At 41.2% G+C, this 18166-nt stretch carries 33 protein-coding genes; all 33 read right to left on the bottom strand.

Annotated features, from left to right (window positions below; translation table 11 throughout):
* Positions 1–48: 48 nt before the first annotated feature.
* Positions 49–222, bottom strand: a complete 174-nt coding sequence (locus tag ACMZ6Z_RS07460) for a hypothetical protein (RefSeq protein ID WP_416131939.1) — start codon at positions 220–222, stop codon at positions 49–51.
* A 239-nt stretch (positions 223–461) separates the two neighbouring features.
* Entirely contained in the window at positions 462–1808 is a 1347-nt protein-coding gene (locus tag ACMZ6Z_RS07455) for a glutamine synthetase family protein (protein ID WP_416131938.1), read from the bottom strand.
* A 27-nt stretch (positions 1809–1835) separates the two neighbouring features.
* Positions 1836–2222 (bottom strand): MerR family transcriptional regulator, encoded by a 387-nt coding sequence (locus ACMZ6Z_RS07450; protein WP_416131937.1) that lies wholly within the window; start codon positions 2220–2222, stop codon positions 1836–1838.
* 191 nt (positions 2223–2413) lie between these two features.
* The gene (locus tag ACMZ6Z_RS07445; RefSeq protein WP_416131936.1) at positions 2414–2929 is read right to left on the bottom strand and encodes an FUSC family protein; all 516 of its coding nucleotides are present in this window, start codon (positions 2927–2929) and stop codon (positions 2414–2416) included.
* A gap of 311 nt (positions 2930–3240) precedes the next feature.
* Positions 3241–3627, bottom strand: coding sequence for a 50S ribosomal protein L17 (rplQ, locus tag ACMZ6Z_RS07440; protein ID WP_416131935.1), 387 nt, complete (start codon positions 3625–3627; stop codon positions 3241–3243).
* A gap of 14 nt (positions 3628–3641) precedes the next feature.
* Positions 3642–4580: a DNA-directed RNA polymerase subunit alpha gene (locus ACMZ6Z_RS07435; RefSeq protein ID WP_416131934.1), complete on the bottom strand. Its 939-nt coding sequence runs from the start codon at positions 4578–4580 to the stop codon at positions 3642–3644.
* 44 nt (positions 4581–4624) lie between these two features.
* Positions 4625–5008 (bottom strand): 30S ribosomal protein S11, encoded by a 384-nt coding sequence (gene rpsK / locus ACMZ6Z_RS07430; protein ID WP_018166218.1) that lies wholly within the window; start codon positions 5006–5008, stop codon positions 4625–4627.
* 17 nt (positions 5009–5025) lie between these two features.
* Positions 5026–5391, bottom strand: a complete 366-nt coding sequence (gene rpsM / locus ACMZ6Z_RS07425; protein ID WP_416131933.1) for a 30S ribosomal protein S13 — start codon at positions 5389–5391, stop codon at positions 5026–5028.
* A 17-nt stretch (positions 5392–5408) separates the two neighbouring features.
* On the bottom strand, positions 5409–5525 hold the full coding sequence (gene rpmJ, locus ACMZ6Z_RS07420) for a 50S ribosomal protein L36 (protein ID WP_079268439.1): 117 nt from the start codon (positions 5523–5525) through the stop codon (positions 5409–5411).
* A gap of 24 nt (positions 5526–5549) precedes the next feature.
* On the bottom strand, positions 5550–5768 hold the full coding sequence (infA, locus tag ACMZ6Z_RS07415) for a translation initiation factor IF-1 (RefSeq protein ID WP_259138799.1): 219 nt from the start codon (positions 5766–5768) through the stop codon (positions 5550–5552).
* A 116-nt stretch (positions 5769–5884) separates the two neighbouring features.
* Positions 5885–6526, bottom strand: a complete 642-nt coding sequence (locus tag ACMZ6Z_RS07410; RefSeq protein ID WP_416131932.1) for an adenylate kinase — start codon at positions 6524–6526, stop codon at positions 5885–5887.
* Between the two features lie 131 nt (positions 6527–6657).
* A complete protein-coding gene (gene secY, locus ACMZ6Z_RS07405) occupies positions 6658–7962 on the bottom strand; it encodes a preprotein translocase subunit SecY (RefSeq protein ID WP_416131931.1) in 1305 nt (434 codons plus the stop codon).
* Positions 7963–8010: 48 nt separating this feature from the next.
* Positions 8011–8451, bottom strand: a complete 441-nt coding sequence (gene rplO, locus ACMZ6Z_RS07400) for a 50S ribosomal protein L15 (protein WP_416131930.1) — start codon at positions 8449–8451, stop codon at positions 8011–8013.
* 126 nt (positions 8452–8577) lie between these two features.
* Positions 8578–8760 carry a 50S ribosomal protein L30 gene (rpmD, locus tag ACMZ6Z_RS07395; RefSeq protein ID WP_416131929.1) on the bottom strand — a complete coding sequence of 61 codons (183 nt, stop codon included), beginning with the start codon at positions 8758–8760 and terminating at the stop codon, positions 8578–8580.
* Between the two features lie 13 nt (positions 8761–8773).
* A complete protein-coding gene (gene rpsE / locus ACMZ6Z_RS07390) occupies positions 8774–9268 on the bottom strand; it encodes a 30S ribosomal protein S5 (RefSeq protein ID WP_416131928.1) in 495 nt (164 codons plus the stop codon).
* A gap of 18 nt (positions 9269–9286) precedes the next feature.
* Complete coding sequence (gene rplR / locus ACMZ6Z_RS07385; RefSeq protein ID WP_017768912.1) at positions 9287–9643, bottom strand: 50S ribosomal protein L18; 357 nt, start codon at positions 9641–9643, stop codon at positions 9287–9289.
* A 102-nt stretch (positions 9644–9745) separates the two neighbouring features.
* Positions 9746–10282, bottom strand: coding sequence for a 50S ribosomal protein L6 (rplF, locus tag ACMZ6Z_RS07380; protein WP_416131927.1), 537 nt, complete (start codon positions 10280–10282; stop codon positions 9746–9748).
* A 203-nt stretch (positions 10283–10485) separates the two neighbouring features.
* Positions 10486–10884, bottom strand: coding sequence for a 30S ribosomal protein S8 (gene rpsH, locus ACMZ6Z_RS07375; RefSeq protein ID WP_416131926.1), 399 nt, complete (start codon positions 10882–10884; stop codon positions 10486–10488).
* A 231-nt stretch (positions 10885–11115) separates the two neighbouring features.
* Positions 11116–11301, bottom strand: a complete 186-nt coding sequence (locus ACMZ6Z_RS07370; protein ID WP_018380222.1) for a type Z 30S ribosomal protein S14 — start codon at positions 11299–11301, stop codon at positions 11116–11118.
* 17 nt (positions 11302–11318) lie between these two features.
* Positions 11319–11861: a 50S ribosomal protein L5 gene (rplE, locus tag ACMZ6Z_RS07365; RefSeq protein WP_416131925.1), complete on the bottom strand. Its 543-nt coding sequence runs from the start codon at positions 11859–11861 to the stop codon at positions 11319–11321.
* 24 nt (positions 11862–11885) lie between these two features.
* Complete coding sequence (gene rplX, locus ACMZ6Z_RS07360) at positions 11886–12191, bottom strand: 50S ribosomal protein L24 (RefSeq protein WP_416131924.1); 306 nt, start codon at positions 12189–12191, stop codon at positions 11886–11888.
* Positions 12192–12272: 81 nt separating this feature from the next.
* The gene (gene rplN / locus ACMZ6Z_RS07355; protein WP_006740246.1) at positions 12273–12641 is read right to left on the bottom strand and encodes a 50S ribosomal protein L14; all 369 of its coding nucleotides are present in this window, start codon (positions 12639–12641) and stop codon (positions 12273–12275) included.
* Positions 12642–12665: 24 nt separating this feature from the next.
* On the bottom strand, positions 12666–12926 hold the full coding sequence (gene rpsQ, locus ACMZ6Z_RS07350) for a 30S ribosomal protein S17 (protein ID WP_017768919.1): 261 nt from the start codon (positions 12924–12926) through the stop codon (positions 12666–12668).
* A 26-nt stretch (positions 12927–12952) separates the two neighbouring features.
* Entirely contained in the window at positions 12953–13159 is a 207-nt protein-coding gene (gene rpmC / locus ACMZ6Z_RS07345; protein ID WP_416131923.1) for a 50S ribosomal protein L29, read from the bottom strand.
* Between the two features lie 9 nt (positions 13160–13168).
* Positions 13169–13582 (bottom strand): 50S ribosomal protein L16, encoded by a 414-nt coding sequence (rplP, locus tag ACMZ6Z_RS07340; protein ID WP_416131922.1) that lies wholly within the window; start codon positions 13580–13582, stop codon positions 13169–13171.
* Between the two features lie 3 nt (positions 13583–13585).
* Positions 13586–14239: a 30S ribosomal protein S3 gene (rpsC, locus tag ACMZ6Z_RS07335; protein WP_416131921.1), complete on the bottom strand. Its 654-nt coding sequence runs from the start codon at positions 14237–14239 to the stop codon at positions 13586–13588.
* A 12-nt stretch (positions 14240–14251) separates the two neighbouring features.
* Positions 14252–14596 (bottom strand): 50S ribosomal protein L22, encoded by a 345-nt coding sequence (gene rplV / locus ACMZ6Z_RS07330; RefSeq protein WP_416131940.1) that lies wholly within the window; start codon positions 14594–14596, stop codon positions 14252–14254.
* 14 nt (positions 14597–14610) lie between these two features.
* Complete coding sequence (rpsS, locus tag ACMZ6Z_RS07325) at positions 14611–14889, bottom strand: 30S ribosomal protein S19 (RefSeq protein ID WP_000533765.1); 279 nt, start codon at positions 14887–14889, stop codon at positions 14611–14613.
* 97 nt (positions 14890–14986) lie between these two features.
* Positions 14987–15820, bottom strand: coding sequence for a 50S ribosomal protein L2 (gene rplB / locus ACMZ6Z_RS07320; protein ID WP_416131920.1), 834 nt, complete (start codon positions 15818–15820; stop codon positions 14987–14989).
* Between the two features lie 17 nt (positions 15821–15837).
* Positions 15838–16134, bottom strand: a complete 297-nt coding sequence (locus ACMZ6Z_RS07315; protein WP_416131919.1) for a 50S ribosomal protein L23 — start codon at positions 16132–16134, stop codon at positions 15838–15840.
* A complete protein-coding gene (rplD, locus tag ACMZ6Z_RS07310; protein WP_416131918.1) occupies positions 16134–16757 on the bottom strand; it encodes a 50S ribosomal protein L4 in 624 nt (207 codons plus the stop codon). The genes ACMZ6Z_RS07315 and rplD overlap by 1 nt, the downstream gene beginning before the upstream one ends.
* Before the next feature lie 23 nt (positions 16758–16780).
* Positions 16781–17407 carry a 50S ribosomal protein L3 gene (rplC, locus tag ACMZ6Z_RS07305; RefSeq protein ID WP_416131917.1) on the bottom strand — a complete coding sequence of 209 codons (627 nt, stop codon included), beginning with the start codon at positions 17405–17407 and terminating at the stop codon, positions 16781–16783.
* Between the two features lie 256 nt (positions 17408–17663).
* The gene (rpsJ, locus tag ACMZ6Z_RS07300) at positions 17664–17972 is read right to left on the bottom strand and encodes a 30S ribosomal protein S10 (protein ID WP_003046044.1); all 309 of its coding nucleotides are present in this window, start codon (positions 17970–17972) and stop codon (positions 17664–17666) included.
* Positions 17973–18166 lie beyond the last annotated feature (194 nt).

The raw sequence follows: 18166 nt of genomic DNA, 5'->3' as shown, positions 1-18166 counted from the left end.
TTCTAATAACAGTATACTGGAGGAGTGAATGATTGAATAGGTACCTTGTTATGGGGCGCTTACAATGGTTTCCAGCGAGGTAATGACCAGACCACGTGCAGCCACCATATGTTCCTTACTAGCAAAGGCAAAGATAGCACCTTTCTTTTTCTCTGAAGTATTTTCACCAACTGGTCTCAAGTGGCTGTTTTTGTACTTGTATCGATGCAGGCCATCTTTCAAGATAAGGTCATAAAGACCTGGTAACGTCTTGATAAAACTCCTCCTCTCATTTATTTCAGAAACGAAAAAAGAGAACGATTTTCTCGTTCTTTTAGGCTATAAGGTATTTAATTTTTCGTTTCCCAAAACTCTAGACACTTACTATGCTTTTTAGATTGAGCGATCGTTTTTTGATCAGTGCTCGCCTCTTGGTAGTGATGATTTTGCCAAAAATGCTTAAAAACGAGTTTTTCAGAGGGTTAGTATAGGTCTAAGTAGTTTTCCACTTCCCACTGGGAGACGAAGGTGGCGTAGCTTGACCACTCTAGGCGTTTGGCTTCGACAAAGTTGGTCGTGATATGCTCACCAAGAGCGTCTTTGACGACGTCGTCTTTTAAGAGGGCTTTGATGGCATTGTGGAGGGTGGATGGGAGGTCTTTGATACCTGCTTCTTTGCGCTCATCAGCAGACATGGCATAGATATTGGACTCGACCGGGGCTGGGGCATCTATCTGATTTTCAATACCATCAAGCCCTGCCTCTAAGAGCACGGTCATGGCCAGATAAGGATTGGCTGTTGGGTCTACCGATCGTAACTCCAAGCGGGTGCTCATGCCACGCGAGGCTGGAACGCGGATTAAGGGTGAGCGATTTCGGCCAGCCCATGCGATGTAAACAGGGGCTTCATAGCCAGGGACTAAGCGCTTGTAGGAGTTTACGGTTGGGTTCATGATGGCTGTGTAGTTATAGGCATGCTTCATCAAGCCTCCTAAGAAATAATAGGCTGTTTGTGAGAGTTGCATGCCCTTTTTGTCCTTTGGGTCAAAGAAGGCGTTGTTGCCATCCTGATCAAAGAGAGACATGTTGCAGTGCATGCCTGAGCCAGCGATGCCATATTTGGGTTTTGCCATAAAGGTGGCGTGTAAGTCGTGCTTACGTGCGATGGTCTTGACCACTAACTTAAAGATCTGAATTTTATCACAAGCCTCTAAAACATCGCTGTACTTAAAGTCTATCTCATGTTGACCGACAGCAACTTCGTGGTGGCTGGCTTCGACTTCAAAGTTCATTTTGGTTAGCACATTGACGATTTCACGACGGGTATTATCTGCCAGATCGGTCGGTGCTAGGTCAAAATACCCTCCCTTGTCATTCGCATCAAGGGTTGGTTCGCCTTTGTCATTGAGTTTAAACAGAAAAAACTCAGGCTCTGGCCCAAGGTTAAAGGACTTGAAACCAGCTTCTTTCATGTGTGTCAAAGAGCGCTTGAGGTTGCCACGTGGATCTCCTGCAAAGGGAAGCCCTTCTGGTGTGTAAATGTCACAGATAAGACCAGCTACTGCCCCATTCTCATCTCCCCAAGGAAAGACGATCCAAGTCTCCAGGTCTGGGTAGAGATACATGTCAGACTCATTGATCCGTACAAATCCTTCTATGGATGAGCCGTCAAACATGGCCTTATTAGAAAAGACTTTGTCTATCTGCTCATCGGTGACAGGGATTTCCACGTTTTTCATTGTTCCTAGAATGTCGGTAAACATAAGGCGTAGAAAGGTGACATTTTTATCTACAATGTCTTTTTTGATATCAGCTACTGTGATTGCCATTTAAACTCCTTTTTAGCTTATGGAAGGCTACTTACGAATCGATCCCGATTGAAAATGGTTAAAATGAGGCGAAGGTTGATGAAAGCCTCCTTGATTCAGCAATTCATCATGAAGAATCCGTCGAACATCGGCATCTGTCAAAGGTCTTTGTTGAGATTGCTTAGCCTCTTGACGCTCTGCGTATTGGTGCTTGATGGCAGCAATGGTCAGTCCTTCATCGATAAAGTCTTTGATTTCTAACAAATAATCCATGTCATTGAGAGAATACATGCGACGATTACCTGGGGTTCTCTCTGGATTGATCAACCCTTGATCTTCGTAATAACGAATCTGTCTAGCAGTTAAATCAGTCAGTTTCATCACTGTTCCCATTGGAAAAACTGCCATACTTCGTCTAAGCTCTTTGTTCTTCATATTGACCCCTTTCTGTTACATTATAGTCTGAAATCATTAGGCTGTCAAGGTTCTATGTTACATTTTGTGACATAAGAAGGGTGTGTCCTTGAAGTCGAGATGAGATAAGCAAGTCTCTGACAGACATTAGGTTTGGCAGAGCTAGTTATCAGGGTTGCTATTAGACATTTGGAGGATGGGATGTGATTTTCTTATGATTTTAGCTGTCGCAACCATTTTCGCAGTTTATTGAGATCTGTATTGACCAGGATTGCCACAAAAACACCGATAAAAGTCTCAAAAATCCGTGTCAGGGCATAAAGGATGGAGTCACCTGCGGGTACAGAGAGAGAGATGATGAGCATGGTAGCCACACCACTGATGACACCTGGTGTGTTGTTAAACGAAACATTTGTCATGATGGTCAAGACTGTAAAGATGGGAATCAGTAACAGGGTTACCCAGAATTGATGGGCAAAGACGTCTTTTAGAATAAAGAATAGCAGGGCATAACAGCCTCCAATCGCATTCCCAAAAATCCTGGACGAGCCAAAATGAACGCTTTTACCAAAATCCTCACGCAGACTAAAAACTGCTGATAGGGCTGCAATTTGAAGGCCTCCCCAATCAATAAACTTGTATAATAATAGCACAATAAAGACAGATAGTCCCGTTTTAACGGTTCTCATCCCTAGGCGAAATTTTTTAGGATCAAAATAAAATGGCATTGTATTAACCTTTCTTATACATCTATTTTACCATAATGAGATAGATAGGGTAACCGAAAATCAAAACGATCGGTCATGGACTTTATGAACTTTAGTTTCATCTTTGACAGCCCCGTCTCGTCTATTTTTGGTGATTAAAAAACGCCTGCTTACGGCATGCTTCTAAGGCTTTAGAGACATGGCGTAAACAAGCGTATGCTTTTTACCATATGATGAGTGTTCCCGCTGAGAAGATTTCCTCAGCGGTAGACCAGAGCTAGACTAAGAAGATATTTCTTCCATCATCATAACACTCAACAAAATTGATGATATTAAACAAGTTCGATGATTGCCATTGGGGCAGCATCGCCACGGCGTGGTTCTGTTTTAAGGATACGGGTGTATCCACCGTTACGTTCTGCGTAGCGTGGCGCTAATTCAGAGAACAATTTTTGAAGAGCAGTTGTTGATGTGTATTTATCAGTTGCTTCGTCATAGTTTTCTGATGCTACTTCGTTACGAACAAATGCTGCTGCTTGACGACGGGCATGCAAATCACCACGTTTACCAAGAGTAATCATTTTTTCAACGGTTTTACGAATTTCTTTAGCACGAGCCTCGGTCGTTACGATTGATTCATTGATCAAAAGATCTGTTGTTAAATCACGCAACATTGCTTTACGTTGTGAGCTAGTGCGTCCTAGTTTACGGTAAGCCATGTTATCCTCCTATATTATTTATCGTTTTTGAGTCCGAGACCTAGATCTGCCAATTTGATTTTAACTTCTTCAAGGCTCTTACGACCAAGGTTACGGACTTTCATCATTTCTGGTTCGGTCTTATCTGTCAAATCTTGCACAGTATTGATTCCTGCACGTTTCAAGCAGTTGTAAGAACGAACGGACAAATCAAGCTCCTCAATGATACGGTCTAGCACTTGCTCTTCTTGAACCGTTTCAGTCTCTTTCATCACATCAGTAGCCTTGGCAACTTCTGTCAAATCTGTAAAGAGATTTAAGTGTTCAATCAGTACACGAGCAGATAGACCTAGTGCATCTTCAGGGATGACTGTGCCATTTGTCATGATTTCAATGGTTAACTTATCAAAGCCATCATTACTCCCTACACGTGCAGGCTCTACTTGATAGTTAACTTGTTTGACTGGGGTGTAAATGGAATCTACAGCCAGTGTGCCTACGGGAGCATCGTCTTTTTTATTGCCTTCTGCAGCGACATAACCACGATTAGTAGCAACTGTCATGCTAGCTTTAAAGGATGACCCTTCAGCGATTGTAAACAGATAATGATCTGAGTTAACAATCTCAATGTCGCTATCTGTCAAGATGTCTCCAGCAGTTACTTCGGCTGGACCTTGAATATCAAGCTCAATTGTTTTGTCTTCTTCGACATAAGATTTTACAGCAAGTCCTTTGATGTTAAGAATAATCTGCATAACATCTTCGCGTACTCCAGGTACGGTATCAAACTCGTGAAGCACTCCATCAATCTTTATAGAGGTAACCGCAGCACCCGGAAGAGATGATAAAAGCACACGACGAAGAGAGTTCCCTAGAGTTGTTCCGTAACCACGTTCAAGTGGCTCGATGACAAACTTACCATAATCTTTAGTTTCATCAATTTTTGTTATTGTTGGTTTTTCAAACTCAATCATTTATTTACCCCTCGAAACGAATCTGTGTACTATATGGTTAATGATTACACACGACGACGTTTTGGAGGACGAGCACCATTATGTGGTACAGGAGTAACATCGCGGATGGCAGTCACTTCAAGACCAGCTGCGGCAAGTGCACGAATAGCTGACTCACGACCAGAACCTGGGCCTTTTACAGTTACTTCAACTGTTTTTAAACCGTGTTCTTGAGCTGATTTAGCAGCTGCTTCTGAAGCCATTTGTGCAGCAAAAGGTGTTGATTTACGAGAACCTTTGAAACCAAGAGCACCAGCTGATGACCAAGCAAGAGCGTTACCGTGCACATCTGTAATCATAACAATAGTGTTGTTAAATGTAGCGTGAATGTGAGCAATACCTGACTCGATATTCTTTTTCACACGACGTTTACGTGTTGGTTTAGCCAATTTTTTTACCTCCTATTTTATTTTTTCTTACCTGCAATCGCAACAGCTTTACCTTTACGAGTACGGGCATTGTTTTTGGTGTTTTGTCCACGGACAGGAAGTCCACGGCGGTGACGGATTCCACGGTATGAACCGATTTCCATCAAGCGTTTGATGTTCAAGTTAACCTCACGACGAAGGTCTCCTTCAACTTTAATTGCATCAACTTCACGACGGATAGCATCTTCTTGGTCTGGTGTTAAGTCTTTAACACGGATGTCTTCTGATACACCAGCTGCAGCCAAGATTTTTTGAGATGTTGTTAATCCGATTCCATATACATAAGTAAGTGAAATTACTACGCGTTTATCATTTGGAATATCAACTCCAGCAATACGAGCCATTTGTTCTCCTTTCTAAATTATCCTTGACGTTGTTTGTGTTTTGGATTTGTTGGACAAATTACCATAACACGGCCATTACGACGAATCACTTTACAGTGTTCGCAAATTGGTTTAACCGATGGTCTTACCTTCATGTTCTATCCCTCCAATTATTTCGATTATTTAAAGCGGTAGGTGATTCGTCCACGTGTCAAATCGTATGGACTCATCTCAACTGTCACACGGTCACCAACTAAAATTCGAATGTAATTTTTGCGGATTTTTCCAGAAACAGTTGCTAAAATTTGGTGTCCATTTTCTAATTCAACTGTAAACATAGCATTGGGCATGGTTTCAATAACCTTACCCTCAATTTCAATCACGTCTTCTTTTGCCACGCAAAAGTCCCCCTCTAAATTTCGATTTGATTCCCTCTAAAACAGAGGTAACAATTATAAGTCAGACTAGCCTATTTTAACATAAGTTAGCCTTTATAGCAAGTCGTTTGATGCCATTATTTGATGTTATCAATCGCTTTTTTGACATCTTCAAAGACTTGATCAATTTCTTGATTGCCTTCAATATCAGTCACTAAGTCTTTTTCACGGTAGTAATCTAAAATCGGCTGTCCTTGAGCGATGTTGACATCTAAGCGGCGTTTGACTGTCTCTGGTTTGTCATCTTCACGCTGATAGTAATCGTCTTGATTGTAATCGCCTGCTGGTGGGTTGAAGATTTTATGAAAAGTCTCTCCAGTCTCCTTATGGATAATGCGACCACTCAAGCGTTCAATCAAGCTATCTGGATTAACATCAATATTAATCACGCCATCCAGTGACAAGTCAAGATCTGTTAAAATCTGATCCAATGCCTTTGCTTGGTCGATAGTCCGTGGGTAACCATCCAATAAAAAGCCATTTTCTTTAATATCTGACTCTGCCAGGCGCTCTTTGACAATACCATTGGTAACCTCATCAGGAACCAACTCACCTTTGTCAATGTAAGACTTGGCAAGTTTCCCCATCTGAGTTTGATTTTTCATCGCTGCTCGAAACATATCTCCTGTCGAAATATGCGATACTCCATAAGCATCAACGATCTTTGCTGCTTGAGTTCCTTTACCAGCACCGGGCAAGCCCATGATTAAAAGATACATATGATTCTCCTTTATAAGATAATGCTTAGAAAACATCAGTTTCTAAGTCGTTTTGTTTTCAAATAAATCTGCCTCCCATAGACAGACTTATTTAAAAACAAAATAGAAGGTTGACCAGGTCAACCTATACTCTATTTTGTATTCATAAAGCCGACATATTTCTTTTTCAATAAATAGCCTTCAAGTTGTTTCATGCTTTCGATACCTGTTGAAATCAAAATCAACAAACTGGTACCACCCAAAGCGACTGTCGATGACAGGTCAAAGAATTGCTGTGCTAAAATCGGAATGAGTGAAATAACCGCTAAGAATACGGCACCCACTGTCGCTAATTTCTTCAACAATGATGACATGTAAATCTCTGTCTCTCTACCAGGTCGAACCCTAGGTATATAAGAACCATTTTTTTGTAAGTTCTCTGCCGTTTTTTCAGGGTTTACTTGAACAAAAGTATAGAAAAACGAAAAGAGAATAATCAACAAAGCATAGATCCCCATACCAGCTGGTGTCTGGTAAGAAAATAGATTTTGGACGGTTGTTAACCACGGTATATCGCGATGACTATTTTGGAAAAACGCTAAGATGGAGCTCGGTGCTGCCGTGATAGAACTAGCAAAAATAACGGGAATAACACCGGCGGGATTCACTTTCAAAGGGAGATAGGAACTGGTTGGAGCTCCTTGAGCGAGTTTCGTGTATTGAATCGGAATTTTATATTCAGCTTGTTGGACAAATGTTGTGAAGAAAATGATTAACAAAACTGCTAATACTAATAATCCCACAAAAATCCAAGAGTCCGTATGCTCACTTGCTTTGATATTGACAAAGTAATCTTCGCGTATAGACGAAATGGCTCTAGGAATTGAGGCAATGATCCCTGAAAAGATAATCATGGACACGCCATTTCCAAAACCTTTGTCAGAAATCAGCTCACCCAGCCAAGTCACAATGACACTACCAGCCGTCAAGATCAGACCGATAATGACATAAGTCTGCCAAGTTGGTGTTGTGACTAATTGAACACTTGAGAGGGCATTAAAGCCTGCTGTGATACCGATAGACTGGACAAAAGCCAACACCAGCGAGATATACCTCGTTGCTTGGTTAAGTTTTCGACGCCCAACTTCACCTTGCTTGCCCCACTCGACAAACTGTGGCAAGATATCCATCTGAAGGAGCTGAACAATAATGGAAGCTGTGATATAAGGACTGACTCCCAAGGCAAAGACTGAGAATGAGCTAAGCGCATTCCCTGAAACTAAGTTTAAGAGATTTAGAAATGGCAAATCAGCCAGTTGTTCTAAACTTTTTGCATTGATCCCAGGAACAGTGATTTGTGTACCAAGTCTGAAAACAAGTAAGATAAATAGGGTAAAGCCGATTTTTCGTCTTACATTTTTAAGTTTGAGAGCTTCTTTTAAAATTTTGAAAAACATAATGAGTTACTCCTATGATTCATGCGAACATAATGAGGATCAGACTCATTAGATGATTTCAGCAGAACCACCTTTTTCAAGGATAGCTGTTTCCGCTGCTTTTGAGAATTTAGACGCCTTAACGTCCAATTTCTTAGTAAGCTCACCATTGGCAAGGATTTTAACTCCTGATTTTTCAGACTTAATCACACCTGCATTTTTAAGCACTGATGGTGATACTTCTGTACCGTCTTTAAAAATATTCAAGGCTTCAAGGCTAACAAGTGCGTATTCTTTCGCGTTGATGTTAGTGAATCCACGTTTTGGAAGACGACGGAACAATGGTGTTTGTCCACCTTCAAAACCTAGACGAACGCCACCACCACTACGAGCTTTTTGACCTTTTTGTCCACGTCCAGATGTTTTACCATTACCAGATGATGTTCCACGACCTACACGGTTACGGACTTTACGAGAACCTTCTGCAGGTTTTAATTCATGAAGTTTCATTTTTTTCTCCTTTTTTGTACAATGCTAACGCCTCAATGAGGGGAAAGGACTCCTCACTAAAACTCGCCTATACTTATTAAGATTAGGCTGGATTACTTTTTCAACCTAATACGATTATATGATTGATTAGTTGACGTCTTCAACGGTTACCAAATGAGAGATCGCCGTAACCATTCCACGGATAGCTGCGTTATCTTCTTTAATAACTGATGAATTCAATTTACCAAGTCCAAGGGCAACAACTGTTTTACGTTGTTCTGGTTTACGACCGATTGGAGACTTAGTCAAAGTAATTTTAATTTGAGCCATGATATCTCCTTTCTTATGCTAAATCAGATACTGATACGCCACGAAGTTCTGCAACTTCTTCAGCGCGTTTTAGTTGTTTCAAACCTTCAACAGTAGCACGTACGATGTTGATTGGTGTGTTTGAACCTAATGATTTAGATGTAATATCAGCAACACCTGCCAATTCGATGACAGCACGAACAGCACCACCAGCGGCAACACCAGCACCCTCAACAGCTGGTTTTAACAACACTTTCGCTCCACCATAGTTTGAGAAAACTTCGTGAGGAATTGTTGTACCAACCATAGGTACTTCAATCATGTTCTTTTTAGCTGCTTCTACAGCTTTACGGATTGCTTCTGGAACCTCTTGAGATTTACCAGTGCCAAATCCTACGCGACCATTACGGTCACCAACAACAACAAGTGCAGCAAAACGCATATTGCGTCCACCTTTAACAACTTTAGTAACACGGTTGATAGCAACTACGCGTTCTTCAAGTTCTACTGCATTATCTTTAAATGCCATTATCTAGTGTCCTCCCTATTAGAATTTCAATCCGTTTTCACGAGCTGAATCAGCCAAAGCTTTTACACGTCCGTGATAGAGATATCCACCGCGGTCAAACACCACTTCTGAAATACCTTTAGCGACTGCGCGTTCAGCAACAAGTTTACCGACAACAACAGCTTGCTCGGTTTTAGTACCTTTTGAAACGTCTTTATCAAGAGTTGATGCACTTGCGAGCGTTACACCCGCTACGTCATCAATTACTTGAGCGTAGATGCCTGTATTAGAACGATAGATGTTCAAACGTGGGCGATCAGCAGTTCCAGAGAGTTTTCCGCGAACGCGACGATGGCGTTTTTGGCGGAGTTTGTTTTTATCTGGTTTCGAAATCACAATTTTCACCTCTTAATTTATGATTATTTTTTGTCCTAGACAAAGTAGGGACATAGCCTTTTGGGTATCAGGAAAATGATTCTCCTGATGACCATAAGGTTATTATTTACCTGTTTTACCTTCTTTACGGCGTACAAATTCACCAACGTAGCGAATACCTTTACCTTTATAAGGTTCTGGTGAACGAAGGCTACGGATGTAAGCAGCTGTTTGACCAACGACTTCTTTATTGATGCCTTCAACGGCGATTGACGTTGGGTTAGCTACAGTGAAGGTGATTCCTTCTGGTGCTTCAACTTCGTCTTGGTGAGATTTACCGACTGAAAGAACCAGCTTTGAACCTTGAAGTTGTGCACGGTAACCAACCCCACGCATTTCAAGTTCTTTTTTGAAACCTTCAGAAACACCAACAACCATGTTATTCAAGTTAGCACGTGATGTTCCGTGGATTGTCTTCATTTCTTTAGAGTCGTTTGGACGGTGAAGCGTTACTTCAGATCCATCAACTTTGATTTCAATGTTTTTGTTAAACTCACGAGTGAGTTCGCCCTTAGGGCCTTTTACAGTAACAACATTGTCTTTGTTGCTGATTTCAACACCAGCAGGCAATGAGATCACTTTATTACCAATACGTGACATAGTATTTAAATTCTCCTGTTAGATTGTCAAGCCGCTTAGCGACTAGTTTTCACGGGGTGACTGTTATCAGTCTTTTGAGTTTGTTTGCTGATTTGAGCACGAGCTGTGATCTGTGTGAAAAAGACAAATCTGCCTAGAGCCCAAGCACTCGTCGTCAGATTTTCTATTGTCACTTTGCCCACGACGCTCTTTGCATCATGATGTTACCAAACGTAAGCAAGAACTTCGCCACCAACGTTCTTTTGACGAGCTTCTTTGTCTGTCAAAAGACCTTCTGATGTTGAAAGAATCGCGATCCCAAGTCCGTTAATTACTTTAGGAACATCTTCACGTTTTGAGTAAACACGAAGACCTGGTTTTGAAATACGTTTCAAGTTTGTGATAACGCGCTCACCATTTTGTCCGTATTTAAGGAAAACACGGATGATACCTTGCTTGTCATCTTCAATAATTTCGATGTTTTTTACAAAACCTTCGCGTTTCAGGATTTCAGCAATCCCTTTTTTAATGTTTGATGCAGGTGCTTCAAGCACTTCGTGTTTTGCTTGGTTAGCGTTACGAATACGTGTCAAAAAGTCTGCGATTGGGTCAGTCATAACCATTTTAAATTTTCTCCTCTTACTAGTAGTTTGCAGCTGCACTTGCTAGTTAATCATTGGGGTTAACGTCTTGAAAATATGATACGTTCATTTGAACATGAGCTACGATATAGCACCATGAATAACTGAGCTCGAGCTACAACTTTTGCAAAGAATATAGATTTTCCTAGAAGTAACCTTCTTCATCAAATCTCCTATCTTTGCTATGGTTGCTTAACGCGCTCACATCTTATTTTACCAAGAAGCCTTAGTAACTCCAGGAATTTGACCTTTGTAAGCCAATTCACGGAAGCAAACACGGCAAAGTTGGAATTTGCGGTAAACGGAATGTGGACGTCCACATTTTTCGCAACGAGTATAAGCTTGCGTAGAGAACTTCGCAGGGCGTTTGTTCTTAGCAATCATCGATTTTTTAGCCAATTTATTTGCCTCCTAAATTATTTTGCAAAAGGCATACCTAGGCCTTTAAGCAATTCACGACCTTCTTCATCAGAGTTCGCTGTTGTTACGATAACAATATCCATACCACGAACTTTATCAACATCATCAAAGTTAATTTCTGGGAAGATCAATTGTTCTTTCACACCAAGTGTGTAGTTTCCACGTCCGTCAAATGATTTTGTTGGAACACCATGGAAGTCACGAACACGTGGAAGTGAAACTGAAACCAATTTGTCAAGGAACTCATACATGCGTTCGCCACGAAGAGTTACTTTAGCACCGATAGCGACACCTTCACGAAGACGGAAGCCAGCGATTGATTTCTTAGCTTTAGTAATAAGTGGTTTTTGACCTGAGATAATTGCCAACTCAGCAGCAGCTTTTTCAAGGTTTTTTGCGTTGTTTACAGCATCACCAACACCCATGTTAAGAACGATTTTCTCAACCTTAGGCACAGCCATCACTGATGAATAGTTAAATGTCTCTGTCAATGCAGGAATTACTTCGTTAGTGTATTTTTCTTTTAAACGATTTGCCATTTATGCTTCTCCTTTCCTTCGTGATTAATCAAGAACTTCGCCTGATTTTTTGTTGTAACGAACTTTTTTGCCATCAACAACTTTGTAACCAACACGTCCAGCAACACCGTTTTTGTCAAGAACTTGAACGTTTGATGCGTGGATTGGTGCTTCCATCTCTACGATGGCACCTTGAGGGTTTTCATTGTTTGGACGTTGGTGTTTTTTAACAATACCAACACCTTCAACAACAACTTTATTTACTTTTGGAAGTGCTTTAAGAACGACAGCTTCTACACCTTTGTCCTTACCAGCAATAACGCGAACTTTGTCGCCTTTTTTGACAAACATTTGAGTTTTTCTCCTATTATTTCTTACGCCCTAAAGGGACACCCTAGGGAATCCTAGGGGACTTAGTTTGTTTTGTTAAGATTAAAGTACTTCTGGTGCAAGTGACACAATCTTCATGTAGCCACCCTCACGCAATTCACGTGCAACAGGGCCAAAGATACGCGTTCCACGAGGCGTTTTGTCATCACGGATGATGACTGCTGCATTTTCGTCAAATTTGATGTATGAACCGTCTGGACGGCGGGCACCAGTTTTTGTACGAACGATAACAGCTTTTACAACATCACCTTTTTTAACAGCGCCACCTGGTGTAGCTTGTTTGACAGAAGCAACGATAACGTCACCGATGTTAGCAAATTTACGTCCTGAACCACCAAGTACTTTGATAGTCAAGATCTCACGAGCACCGCTATTATCAGCAACTTTCAAGCGAGTTTCTTGTTGAATCATTTCAATTTTCTCCTTTTAGTTTGATTAGATAATAACAGCTTCTTCCACAACCTCTACAAGACGGAAACGTTTTGTAGCTGACAATGGACGAGTTTCCATGATGCGAACTTTGTCGCCTTCTTTTGCAACGTTGTTTTCATCATGTGCTTTGTATTTTTTAGAATAGTTGATACGTTTACCATAGACTGGGTGGTTACGTTTCGTTTCAACTACAACAGTGATTGTTTTATCCATCTTGTCTGATACTACACGACCAACAAGTGTTTTACGTTGATTACGTTCCATTATAAGATTTCTCCTTTCCCAATCTATTATTTCATTTCAGATTGCACAGTTTTAACACGTGCAATTTGTTTTTTAACTTCGTTCAAACGAGCAGTTTGATCAAGTTGACCTGCCGCAGCTTGGAAACGAAGATCAAAAAGTTCTTTTTTCAGTTCGCTTTCTTTCTTAGCAAGTTCTTCTTGAGAAAGTCCACGAAGCTCTTTTACAAAATCTTTAATTTCTTGAAGTTTCATGTGCTCTCCTTATTCTGCTTCACGTTTTACGAATTTTACTTTAACTGGTAATTTGTGGCCAGCAAGACGAAATGCTTCGCGCGCTACTGCTTCAGAAACACCCGCGATTTCAAACATGACTTTACCACGTTTTACTGGTGATACCCAACCTGCAGGAGCACCTTTACCAGATCCCATACGCACACCGATAGCTTTTTCAGTGTATGATTTGTGTGGGAAGATTTTAATCCAAACTTTACCACCACGTTTCATGTAACGCGTCATCGCGATACGGGCAGCTTCGATTTGGCGGTTTGTAATCCATGAGCTTGTAGTAGCTTGGAGACCGTATTCACCAAAGTCTACTTGTTTTCCACCTTTTGCTTCACCGCGCATTTTTCCACGGAATTCACGACGGTGTTTAACACGTTTAGGTACTAACATTGGTTATTTGCCTCCTTTGGTGTTTTTACGAGCTGGAAGAACTTCCCCACGGTAAATCCAAACTTTAACACCTAGTTTACCGTAAGTCGTATCAGCCTCTTCCCAAGCATAATCAATATCTGCACGAAGCGTGTGAAGTGGAACAGTTCCTTCTGAGTAGCCTTCTGCACGGGCAATATCTGCACCATTCAAACGACCAGACACCTGAGTCTTGATCCCTTTAGCACCCGCACGCATTGTACGTTGGATAGCTTGTTTTTGAGCACGACGGAAAGCAACACGTTGCTCAAGCTGGCGAGCAATATTTTCACCAACAAGGTGAGCATCCAAATCTGGAGATTTGATCTCGATGATGTTGATGTGGACTTGTTTTCCAGTCATTTTGTTAAGTTGCGCACGAAGTGTGTCAACGTTTGACCCACCTTTACCGATAACCATACCTGGTTTTGCAGTATGAAGTGACACAATAACTTTGTTTACAGCGCGTTCAATTTCGATTGTTGAAACAGAAGCGTCTGCTAATTCTTTATTGATGAATTTGCGAATTTTAAGATCTTCATGAAGGTAATCCGCGTATTCTTTTTCAGCATACCATTTCGCATCCCAGTCACGGATGATTCCGACACGCATACCAATTGGATGTACTTTTTGACCCACGAGTTTACCTCCTTATTTTTCTGACACAACTACTGTGACGTGAGTTGTGCGTTTGTTGATTGGTGATGCTGAACCTTTCGCACGTGGACGGAAACGTTTCATTGTTGGTCCTTCGTTTGCGAATGTTTCAGATACTACCAAGTTAGCTTTTTCCAAACCAAAGTTGTTCTCTGCGTTAGCAATCGCTGAGTTAAGGGTTTTTTCAATAACACGAGCGGCTTTGTTCGGAGTAAATTTCAAGATTGCGATTGCATCGGCTACGTTTTTGCCACGGATATTATCCAAGACAAGACGAGTTTTACGAGGTGAAACACGAACTGTACGAGCCATTGCTTTAGCTGAAGTCATTTCTGCCATCATTAATGTTCTCCTTATCTACGTGTTTTCTTATCGTCTGCAGCGTGACCTTTGTAAGTACGCGTTGGTGCAAATTCACCAAGTTTGTGACCTACCATGTCTTCTTGGATGTAAACAGGAACATGTTTACGTCCATCATAAACTGCGATGGTATAACCGATGAAACTTGGAAAAATCGTTGAACGACGTGACCAAGTTTTGATAACTTTTTTCTTTTCGTCATTAGCTTGAGCTTCAACTTTTTTCATCAAATGCTCATCGACGAAAGGTCCTTTTTTAAGACTACGTCCCATTTTGTAGTATTCTCCTTTAAATTAAGTACCACAACGGCTTGCCCGCTTGGCGGGCTACCGAGTTGGCGGATGCTTTTGTTAGCTAGCCTGAAAGAGCTTATTTTTCGTTACGACGACGAATGATAAGTTTGTCAGATTTTGCTTTTTTGTTACGTGTTTTAAGACCAAGCGCAGGTTTACCCCATGGAGTAGATGGCGCTTTACGTCCAACTGGTGCTTTACCTTCACCACCACCGTGTGGGTGATCGTTAGGGTTCATTACAGAACCACGAACTGTTGGGCGGATACCTTTCCAACGGTTACGTCCTGCTTTACCAATGTTAACAAGTGATTGTTGCTCGTTACCTACCGTACCGATTGTTGCACGACAAGTTCCAAGAATCATACGAACTTCACCTGATTGCAAGCGAACAAGGACATATTTACCTTCTTGACCAAGCACTTGAGCAGATGAACCTGCAGCACGGATCAACTCCGCACCTCGACCTGGTTTAAGCTCAATGTTATGAACCACAGTACCAACTGGGATATTAGCAAGCGGAAGTGCATTTCCGACTTTAATATCAGCTTCTGGTCCAGATACAATACGTTGACCTACTTGAAGACCTTTAGGTGCGATGATGTAGGCTTTAACACCGTCAATGTAGTGCACAAGGGCGATGTTAGCCGTACGGTTTGGATCGTATTCGATTGTCTTAACAATCGCTTCAACGTTATCTTTGTTACGTTTGAAATCAATCACACGATAATGACGTTTGTGACCACCACCTTGGTGACGAACCGTGATGCGACCGTTATTGTTACGACCAGCTTTGTTTTTAAGAGAAACAAGCAATGATTTCTCAGGTGTGCTTGTTGTGATTTCTGCAAAATCCAAAGAAGTCATGTTACGACGGCCATTTGTCGTTGGTTTATAAACTTTAATACCCACGTTAATTCCTCCTTAGATTATTCTGCTTCAGCTGCAAACAACTCAATAGCTTTTGAATCAGCTGCAAGCGTGACGATAGCTTTCTTTGTTTTTGAAGTGAACCCTCTGTAGCGACCAACGCGTTTTGCTTTTGGTTTTACCGATACAGTGTTAACACTTGCCACTTTAACACCTTCAAACGCGGCTTCAATAGCTTGTTTGATCAACAGTTTGTGTGCACGTGTATCAACTTCAAAAGTGTATTTACCTGCTTCAAGATCGAGCATTGACTTTTCAGTAATGACAGGCTTTTTGATGACGTCATACAAATTCATTATGCAAGAACCTCCTCAATTGTAGAGATTGCTTCTTTAGTAACAAGAAGTGTATCTGCGTTTACGATATCAAGAACACTTGCAGTGGTTGCTGTTGCAACTTTAACGTTTTTAAGGTTACGAGCTGAAAGTTCAGCAAATATGTTTCCTTCTTCAACGATCACAAGTACTTTTGAGTCGATGCTAAGTGCTGAAAGAACTTTAGCAAATTCAGCAGTTTTTGGAGCTGCAAATGAAAGAGCTTCAACAGCTACAAATTTTTCGTCAGCTACTTTAGATGAAAGAACTGATTTCAAGGCAAGGCGACGAACTTTTTGCGGAAGTTTGTATCCGTATGAACGAGGAGTTGGCCCAAAGACAACACCACCACCACGCCATTGTGGTGAACGGATAGAACCTTGACGCGCACGTCCAGTTCCTTTTTGGCGCCATGGTTTACGTCCACCACCTGATACCGCAGAGCGGTTTTTAACCGCGTGAGTACCTTGGCGAAGGCTCGCACGTTGGCTGATAACAACATCAAAGACAACTGATTCGTTTGGCTCAATACCAAAGATTGCGTCGTTAAGTTCTACAGAACTCACTTCTTTACCAGTTTGGTCAAATAATTTAACGTTTGCCATTTTAACTGTGTTCTCCTTTCTTATTATTTAGCAGCTTTAACTGCTGATTTGATAGTGATAAGAGATTTCTTAGCACCTGGTACGTTACCTTTGATAAGGATAACGTTTTTCTCTGGGACAACTTGAACGATTTCAAGGTTTTGAATCGTTACACGGTTGCCACCCATGCGTCCTGCCAAGTGTTTGTTTTTGAAAACACGGTTAGGCGCAACAGGTCCCATTGAACCTGGACGACGGTGGTAACGAGAACCGTGAGCCATTGGACCACGTGATTGACCATGGCGTTTGATAACACCCTGGAATCCTTTACCTTTAGTTGTACCAGTGACATCAACAACATCACCAGCCTCGAATGTTTCTACAGTGATTTCTGAACCAACTTCCAAGCCTTCAATGTTTTTGAATTCACGAATGAAGCGCTTAGGAGCCGTATTAGCTTTCGCTACGTGACCTTTGGCAGGTTTGTTACTCAATACTTCACGTTTGTCATCAAAACCAACTTGAACAGCTTCATAACCATCTGTTTCAACAGTTTTCACTTGAAGCACAACGTTTGGAGTTGCTTCAATGACAGTAACAGGGATAAATTCACCTGATTCAGTGAAGATTTGAGTCATTCCCACTTTTTTCCCTAAGATTCCTTTTGTCATGAGAAAATAATTCCTTTTCTTATAGTTTAATTGTTTTAAAAAGTTTTTTATGAGCGTTTTTCGTGCTCAAAAAAGTTTTTAACGAGCGTTTTTTGTGCTCAAAAGCAAGATACAAAAAGCGTCAAACTCAAAATAAAAACAGAAAATCCGACACACAGAAACTTCAGTTTCAAGGAAGATTTAGCTTTTTCATGTAGAATTTAGCTCGTGTTCAATTTTTATCAAACACTAACTGCACTTGCACAATCCTGCTTAATTACAGTTTGATTTCTACGTTAACACCACTTGGAAGATCCAACTTCATCAAAGCATCAACTGTTTTTTGAGTTGGGTTCACAATGTCAATCAGACGTTTATGAGTACGCATTTCAAATTGTTCACGAGAGTCTTTATATTTGTGCGTTGCACGGATAATAGTATAAAGGCTACGCTCTGTTGGAAGTGGAACTGGTCCAGCTACAGTAGCACCTGTACGTGTTGCAGTTTCAACGATTTTTTCTGCCGCTGTATCAAGTGTACGGTGTTCGTATGCTTTCAAACGGATACGGATTTTTTTGTTTGCCATCTTTTTCTCCTTTTTCGTCTATTTAAAGTAATAGGCTAGCTCCTCAAGAAAACCAACACTTGTTGCGTGGCAATGCAACCGAGCGTGTCGCAACCTCTTGTCTCATAGCTAAGGCTGTTTTTTACAGCACCATACCATCATACCAAAATCCAAGATAGGATGCAAGAACATTTCTCGCTTTTTAGAAAAAAGTT

It is taken from the genome of Streptococcus pluranimalium (assembly GCF_047785705.1).
Taxonomy (GTDB): Bacteria; Bacillota; Bacilli; order Lactobacillales; family Streptococcaceae; genus Streptococcus; species Streptococcus pluranimalium_A.
This window is presented reverse-complemented; position numbering and strand designations above follow the sequence as displayed.

Coding starts and splice junctions, on each gene's coding strand:
- ACMZ6Z_RS07455 (WP_416131938.1), bottom strand. CDS start 1,808: ATGGCAATCACAGTAGCTGATATCAAAAAAGACATTGTAGATAAAAAT.
- rpsM (WP_416131933.1), bottom strand. CDS start 5,391: ATGGCTCGTATTGCTGGAGTTGATATTCCAAATGATAAACGCGTAGTA.
- rpmC (WP_416131923.1), bottom strand. CDS start 13,159: ATGAAACTTCAAGAAATTAAAGATTTTGTAAAAGAGCTTCGTGGACTT.
- rplO (WP_416131930.1), bottom strand. CDS start 8,451: ATGAAACTTCATGAATTAAAACCTGCAGAAGGTTCTCGTAAAGTCCGT.
- rpmD (WP_416131929.1), bottom strand. CDS start 8,760: ATGGCTCAAATTAAAATTACTTTGACTAAGTCTCCAATCGGTCGTAAA.
- rplD (WP_416131918.1), bottom strand. CDS start 16,757: ATGGCAAACGTTAAATTATTTGACCAAACTGGTAAAGAAGTGAGTTCT.
- rplF (WP_416131927.1), bottom strand. CDS start 10,282: ATGTCACGTATTGGTAATAAAGTGATCTCATTGCCTGCTGGTGTTGAA.
- rplV (WP_416131940.1), bottom strand. CDS start 14,596: ATGGCAGAAATGACTTCAGCTAAAGCAATGGCTCGTACAGTTCGTGTT.
- rpsE (WP_416131928.1), bottom strand. CDS start 9,268: ATGGCATTTAAAGATAATGCAGTAGAACTTGAAGAACGCGTAGTTGCT.
- ACMZ6Z_RS07450 (WP_416131937.1), bottom strand. CDS start 2,222: ATGAAGAACAAAGAGCTTAGACGAAGTATGGCAGTTTTTCCAATGGGA.
- rpsQ (WP_017768919.1), bottom strand. CDS start 12,926: ATGGAACGTAATCAACGTAAAACACTTGTTGGTCGTGTAGTATCAGAC.
- ACMZ6Z_RS07445 (WP_416131936.1), bottom strand. CDS start 2,929: ATGCCATTTTATTTTGATCCTAAAAAATTTCGCCTAGGGATGAGAACC.
- rplE (WP_416131925.1), bottom strand. CDS start 11,861: ATGGCAAATCGTTTAAAAGAAAAATACACTAACGAAGTAATTCCTGCA.
- rplC (WP_416131917.1), bottom strand. CDS start 17,407: ATGACAAAAGGAATCTTAGGGAAAAAAGTGGGAATGACTCAAATCTTC.
- rplX (WP_416131924.1), bottom strand. CDS start 12,191: ATGTTTGTCAAAAAAGGCGACAAAGTTCGCGTTATTGCTGGTAAGGAC.
- ACMZ6Z_RS07315 (WP_416131919.1), bottom strand. CDS start 16,134: ATGAATTTGTATGACGTCATCAAAAAGCCTGTCATTACTGAAAAGTCA.
- rplP (WP_416131922.1), bottom strand. CDS start 13,582: ATGTTAGTACCTAAACGTGTTAAACACCGTCGTGAATTCCGTGGAAAA.
- rpsH (WP_416131926.1), bottom strand. CDS start 10,884: ATGGTTATGACTGACCCAATCGCAGACTTTTTGACACGTATTCGTAAC.
- rpsS (WP_000533765.1), bottom strand. CDS start 14,889: ATGGGACGTAGTCTTAAAAAAGGACCTTTCGTCGATGAGCATTTGATG.
- rplQ (WP_416131935.1), bottom strand. CDS start 3,627: ATGGCTTACCGTAAACTAGGACGCACTAGCTCACAACGTAAAGCAATG.
- secY (WP_416131931.1), bottom strand. CDS start 7,962: ATGTTTTTCAAAATTTTAAAAGAAGCTCTCAAACTTAAAAATGTAAGA.
- ACMZ6Z_RS07410 (WP_416131932.1), bottom strand. CDS start 6,526: ATGTATCTTTTAATCATGGGCTTGCCCGGTGCTGGTAAAGGAACTCAA.
- rpmJ (WP_079268439.1), bottom strand. CDS start 5,525: ATGAAGGTAAGACCATCGGTTAAACCAATTTGCGAACACTGTAAAGTG.
- rplN (WP_006740246.1), bottom strand. CDS start 12,641: ATGATTCAACAAGAAACTCGCTTGAAAGTTGCTGATAATAGCGGTGCT.
- ACMZ6Z_RS07435 (WP_416131934.1), bottom strand. CDS start 4,580: ATGATTGAGTTTGAAAAACCAACAATAACAAAAATTGATGAAACTAAA.
- rpsJ (WP_003046044.1), bottom strand. CDS start 17,972: ATGGCAAACAAAAAAATCCGTATCCGTTTGAAAGCATACGAACACCGT.